At 55.0% G+C, this 660-nt stretch carries 2 protein-coding genes; one reads left to right on the top strand and one right to left on the bottom strand.

Annotation, left to right across the window (positions count from 1 at the left end):
• A partial coding sequence (locus QD357_RS32755; protein ID WP_414126157.1) for a transcriptional repressor TraM occupies positions 1-117 on the top strand: 117 nt, incomplete at its 5' end.
• On the opposite strand, the gene QD357_RS32750 is transcribed toward QD357_RS32755, so the two are convergent.
• A partial coding sequence (locus tag QD357_RS32750; RefSeq protein WP_414126156.1) for an autoinducer binding domain-containing protein occupies positions 110-660 on the bottom strand: 551 nt, incomplete at its 5' end. The two genes, QD357_RS32755 and QD357_RS32750, sit on opposite strands and share 8 nt — an antisense overlap.

Raw genomic sequence — 660 nt, 5'->3', positions numbered from 1 at the left:
CTGCAGGATGAATATATTGCCCGTCAGAAGAAATCCGAAGCGCAGCAGGAAGAGCTGTCGCAGATCATCGACGCGCTTGGCTACATTCCCGATGTCCCCTTGGACGACGCTAATTAGAGCTTAGCAACCCGCGATCTTTCGCGATTCCCACAAGCTGCGGCACCGATTCAGCGCCCAGCTTGGCACGGGMTTTATCAAGGTAATGCTGTACGGTCCTCGAATTGATGCCAGTCACAGCKGCAGTTTCGAGTGTGTTTTTTCCTTTCATCGCCCATGTCAGGCACAGCATCTCGCGTGGCGACAGCACCTGCTTTGGATTGATGGCAGTTTTGGCGGCAATCATCTTCAATCGATAATGGATCATCATCACCAATTGGACTGCTCTCTTCGAGTCGAATACGGCCGGKACGTCCACGTCCCTTTCGGAGGATGCAAAGGTCAGCATCATCGACGCGCCATAACCCCCTTCCACAGGGATTGTCATGCCGCAACGGATTCCGTGGTCTATCGCCTCGTCGCGAAATTTTCTGAGAKGTGAGGACCMGCGGGCCGGCCAATCCTCCGCGGTCCAGAAGAAAACGTCCCGTTTGCGCTTCGCTTCCGTCACCACGGGATCGATGCTGGAATAGTCCGCCGAGAGGTAAAGTCCCTCCCATGGTT

It is taken from the genome of Rhizobium sp. BR 317, assembly GCF_047445835.1.
In the GTDB taxonomy this organism is placed as follows: domain Bacteria; phylum Pseudomonadota; class Alphaproteobacteria; order Rhizobiales; family Rhizobiaceae; genus Rhizobium; species Rhizobium paranaense.
The sequence above is the reverse complement of the archived record's forward strand: the minus strand, read 5'-3'. Positions and strand labels throughout refer to the sequence as shown.